We start from the raw sequence: 4709 nt of genomic DNA, 5'->3' as shown, positions 1-4709 counted from the left end.
GGTTTGCAGACATTGTAAGCTTCATGAGATATGACTTTTTGGGGAATCAAGAAGTTACCACAATCTTCGCAGAGCATTCTGTAGTTTCGTGTTACAGGGATACTGATAATGAAACGGTTGTGGCGGAGGCGCTTACCGCCAAATTCTCTGTAATTCTTGTGGGTGACAGTAGTAATTATGGCTCGTGCCTTTACTACCACATAGTCAGGGAGCCCTCGTAAATCAATGACATCCTGGGCAAATGATGCCTCCCATTCCAGTTTTTTGTTTCGTTTTTCTGCGATCGCCAGAACTTGATGATCCTGTGCCTGACGCTCTTGCGTGCAGCGATGGCACGTTTTACCATATCCTTTGTGACCGCACGGAAAAATCCGTTTTCTTTTAGCCATATAGCACTGGTGTCGGGTTTGACCAACGCCCCTGAATGCTGCTACCGCACCAGTGATGCTTCCCGGCTTCGAGGCAGTCCTACAAGACGCAAAATCTATCCCCTTTCATAAATAGCATTGTAACTTTACACGATCGAATAGCTTTGAATTGCTAAAACCCTTAAGACCTAAAAAAAATTAAAGTTCTGTGTCTAGATTTTCTTATACTCAACTACTTTACTGCTGTGCTTTGTTTGTGGCAATCAGCCTCGCAGCTTGTCACCAAAGGGGAAAACAGATTCAGCTATTAACTCCGCGTTTGGCTCCTTTGCCTCAAGATCCTTTGCTTCAGGTGTATTTCAACCAGTCGGAAAGTTCGATCTATAAGGAATTTTACCGCGAAGAGACTAGATATGGAGATGACTTTGAGAAGCTAATTGTCGATGCGATCGCGGGAGCCCAGTTGACGGTGGATGTGGCGGTGCAGGAGTTGCGATTGCCTGCGATCGCGCGAGCAATGGCTCAGCAACAGGCGGCGGGGGTGAGGGTGAGGGCGATCGTGGAAAATACATACAGTCGCCCTTGGAGTAGTTTAACGAAGGATGAGGTGCGCCAATTGCCACAGAGAGAGCGCGATCGCTATAGTGAATTTATCCAATTGGCGGATGCTGACAAGGATGGGAAATTAAATCAGGCGGAAATTAAGCAAGGTGATGCCTTGGTCATTTTACGCGATGCTGGCATCCCCATAATTGACGATACGGCGGACGGTTCTAAAGGTAGTGGTTTGATGCACCACAAGTTTGTGGTTGTCGATGGCAAAAGTTTAATCGTGACTTCGGCTAATTTTACACCGTCCGATATTCATGGAGATTTCGGGGTAGCGACAAGTCGAGGCAATCTTAACAATTTGTTGAAAATTGAGAGCGGGGAATTAGCCCAGCTTTTTACTCAAGAATTTAACATGATGTGGGGAGATGGGCCGGGGGGTAAGCCAGATAGTAAGTTTGGGACTAAAAAGCCGTGGCGATCGGTGCAGCAGATTAATCTGGGAAATGTAACTGTTGCTGTGCAATTTTCACCAACTACGAAAATTGTTCCTTGGGAAAAAAGCAGCAATGGTTTAATCGATCGGACTTTGGCAAATGCTAGAAAGTCGGTTAATTTGGCGCTGTTTGTATTTTCTGCCCAGCGTTTGGTGAATACTCTGGAATATAAATCTCTGGCAGGAGTAGCGATTCGGGGATTAATCGATCCTAGTTTTGCCTATCGATCTTACAGCGAGGGGTTGGATATGATGGGGGTGGCGTTACTTAATAATTGTCAGTTTGAGGCTGAAAATCGACCTTGGCAAAAGCCGATCGCGACGGTGGGAGTACCGCAATTGCAGGAGGGCGATCGCTTGCATCATAAGTTCGGGGTGGTGGATGGGAAAATTGTAATTACCGGTTCTCATAACTGGACTGAGGCCGCTAATTACGGGAATGATGAAGCCCTTTTGGTGATTGAAAGTGAGACGGTGGCGGCGCATTTTGAGCGGGAGTTTGAGCGTCTGTATCAGAATGTAGTGTTGGGTTTGCCACGCGCGATCGCGCAGAAAATTGAGGCGCAAAAGCAACTTTGTGCAGCCCTACCTAAGTCTGATGGAAAAATGGTTAATGTTTCTGAGAAGAAGTTGGTTAATTTGAATGTTGCTAATCAGGCGGAGTTGGAGACTTTGCCAGGAGTGGGGCCGAAATTAGCTGAAAAGATTATTGCCGCGAGAAAACAACAACCTTTTACGTCTTTGGAAGATTTAGATCGGGTTCCTGGGGTAGGGAAAAAGATGTTAGAAAGGTGGCGCGATCGCGTTACTTGGTAAAGTAGAATTCAATGAAGGGAGAAACTCACCCGCATACCTCATACTATAGAAGAGTGACATGAGATGAATGATTACATAGATATTTACTGCGAACGTATAATGCCTGGTTTATGGAGTGAGCCACTAAATGCTGTATCTAATATTTCTTTTGTCATTGCAGCAGCGGTTATTTGGCAATTGACTCGACGGCAACAAAAAGTACCAATTGGGATTTGGATATTGATTACTTTAGCTACCAGTATTGGTATTGGAAGTACCCTATTTCATACATTTGCAACCCAATGGGCTAATTTACTAGATGTAATTCCTATTGTGTTGTTTCAGCTTTGTTTTGTGTGGCTTTATAGCCGTCAAGTAGTGAGGATGAAATATGGATATGCAGGAGCATTGCTCGTAGGATTTTTATTAGCTAGCAACTTCAGCACTAACTTTACAAATATTCTCAACGGTTCTCTTTCTTATGCTCCGGCATTTTTAGTTTTACTAGGGTTTGGGCTATATCACTATCAACAACAAAAGCGCGAACCCTTTATTTTATTAGCAGCATCGGCAGTATTCCTGTTAGCCCTTTTATTCCGCACTCTCGATCGGGAAATTTGCCCTTACTTTTCAATTGGCACCCATTTTCTTTGGCATCTTTGTAATAGTATTTTGCTTTACTTATCCGCAAGAGCATTAATCCAAAACTGGTCTGCTATCGCAAAAGCAAGCTAACAATGGGCTGATCTGAGATGTTAGAATTATCTAAGACCGGACTTACGCAACTATCACACTTAAATCAACTTGTAGGGTGCGCCAGACGAAGTTATAGACTAATAAATAAACGTTTAAGTCTATAAACGCACCCTACTAAATGTGCCATCCGTAATTCTTAGAAAGATATAGAATCGATCGCTTGACAATCCTACTAAATCGGATGAAAGTAGAAAGCTGCGGCTAAAACAATATAAGTTGCCAATAGTAGGACTCCTTCTAACCAATTAGAACGACCATCAAGACTGATCAAATTAGCAATTGTAACAGCGATCGCAACCGCAATTACTTCAAAAGGATTGAAATTTAAATCCATTGGTTGATTAATTGCTAACCCAACTAAAACTAAAATCGGCGCTACCAAAAGGGCAACTAACAAGCTAGAACCCATTGCCACTGAAACCGATAAATCCATGTTATTTTTCATTGCTACTCCCACCGCAGTTACATATTCTGCTGCACCGCCAACTAGGGGTAAAAGAATTACGCCTGTAAAAAGTGGTGTCAAACCTAGCCCTTTTGTAGTTTCTTCCACAACGCCGACAAAAATTTCTGATTCAAAGGCTACGGCAATTGTTGATATTACTAAAACCCCAACCCACAGCCATAAATTGGGTTTATGTTCTGCGGATTCTGTAACACCATCTTGATGATTTTCTGATTCTAATTCTAGTAATCCGACCTCGTAAAGATAACTGTGAGTTTTTAAGGAAAATAGCAGCGTTAAACCGTAAACTGTAATTAACACAATTGCTGCTATTAGCGATAGATTGCGAATAGCTGATGGCTCTACTCCATTTGAAGTATAGATTACCATTGTCGGTAACAGAATGGCAATCACGGCTAGAGTCATAGTGGAACCATTCACGCGGGCGATAATCGGCTTAAATTCTTGTTCTTTGTAGCGGATTCCTCCTAATAGCATTGACAGGCCCATAACCAGGAGTAAATTACTGATAATAGTTCCGGTAATGCTGGCTTTAACAATGTCAACTAAGCCTGCTTTTAAGGCAACTAAGGCGATAATTAATTCGGTAGCATTGCCAAAGACTGCATTTAATAAACCGCCAATAGAAGGGCCTGTGGTGATGGCAACTTCTTCGGTTGCAGTGCTTAACCAAATGGCTAGGGGGACGATGGCTAAGGCGGATGTGATGAAAACTGTGAGTGTGCCCCAATGTAAAAGGTCAGCGGCTATGGAAATGGGAATAAAGACTAACAGAACTATAGAAAGTATTTTTTTGATTGACATAACAAGGCTGATGTGTTAATGAAGGGAGTTATTCGTTTTACTGGCTAATCGAGTGTGCGATCGCAACTTAATTCTCCCCTATTTTGTGAATATAATCATTAACTTTTGCCTCAACATCTTCAGTAAAGGGCTTTTGCTCTAAATCGCACCCCCAATCATCAGTGACTAATCATCCAAGGTCTTCCCCCTCGGTGTTCGCGATTCCGCTGCGGTTTAGGTTCCTCAGAACGTTTAATCAGTTGCGGTTCCTTATTTTCCTCAGCTTTTAATCTTAACTTTCCAGTTAAAATCATCGGTGGCGAAAAGATGCGTTTAGCCACAGTTTCGCAGGTAGGACAAACCACAGGACTATCTACTTCTGCAAGCGCACGCCATTTCTCAAACAGACCGCAAGTTTCACAGCGAAAATCGTAAAGAGGCATATCTATTTTGACTTTGAGATTGAGGATGCTAAAAGTTTCTCGTAACGCCGCCC

5 protein-coding genes are annotated in these 4709 nt (G+C 43.0%); 2 read left to right on the top strand and 3 right to left on the bottom strand.

Annotated features, from left to right (window positions below; genetic code table 11):
• On the bottom strand, positions 1-389 hold a 389-nt coding region (locus PN499_RS04430; RefSeq protein WP_272030470.1), incomplete at its 3' end, for a DUF7682 family zinc-binding protein.
• A gap of 187 nt (positions 390-576) precedes the next feature.
• Between PN499_RS04430 and PN499_RS04425 the strand changes: the two genes are divergently transcribed.
• A complete protein-coding gene (locus PN499_RS04425) occupies positions 577-2229 on the top strand; it encodes a DUF655 domain-containing protein (RefSeq protein ID WP_272030469.1) in 1653 nt (550 codons plus the stop codon).
• Positions 2230-2292: 63 nt separating this feature from the next.
• Positions 2293-2943 carry a ceramidase domain-containing protein gene (locus PN499_RS04420; protein WP_272030468.1) on the top strand — a complete coding sequence of 217 codons (651 nt, stop codon included), beginning with the start codon at positions 2293-2295 and terminating at the stop codon, positions 2941-2943.
• Positions 2944-3136: 193 nt separating this feature from the next.
• On the opposite strand, the gene cax is transcribed toward PN499_RS04420, so the two are convergent.
• Positions 3137-4234 carry a calcium/proton exchanger gene (gene cax / locus PN499_RS04415; RefSeq protein ID WP_272030467.1) on the bottom strand — a complete coding sequence of 366 codons (1098 nt, stop codon included), beginning with the start codon at positions 4232-4234 and terminating at the stop codon, positions 3137-3139.
• A 158-nt stretch (positions 4235-4392) separates the two neighbouring features.
• Positions 4393-4709, bottom strand: a 317-nt coding sequence (locus PN499_RS04410) for an FmdB family zinc ribbon protein (RefSeq protein ID WP_272030466.1), incomplete at its 5' end; no start/stop codon positions are given.

The organism is Kamptonema animale CS-326 (genome assembly GCF_028330895.1).
Classification (GTDB): domain Bacteria; phylum Cyanobacteriota; class Cyanobacteriia; order Cyanobacteriales; family Microcoleaceae; genus Kamptonema; species Kamptonema formosum.
This window is presented reverse-complemented; position numbering and strand designations above follow the sequence as displayed.

Coding starts and splice junctions, on each gene's coding strand:
- PN499_RS04420 (WP_272030468.1), top strand. CDS start 2,293: ATGAATGATTACATAGATATTTACTGCGAACGTATAATGCCTGGTTTA.
- cax (WP_272030467.1), bottom strand. CDS start 4,234: ATGTCAATCAAAAAAATACTTTCTATAGTTCTGTTAGTCTTTATTCCC.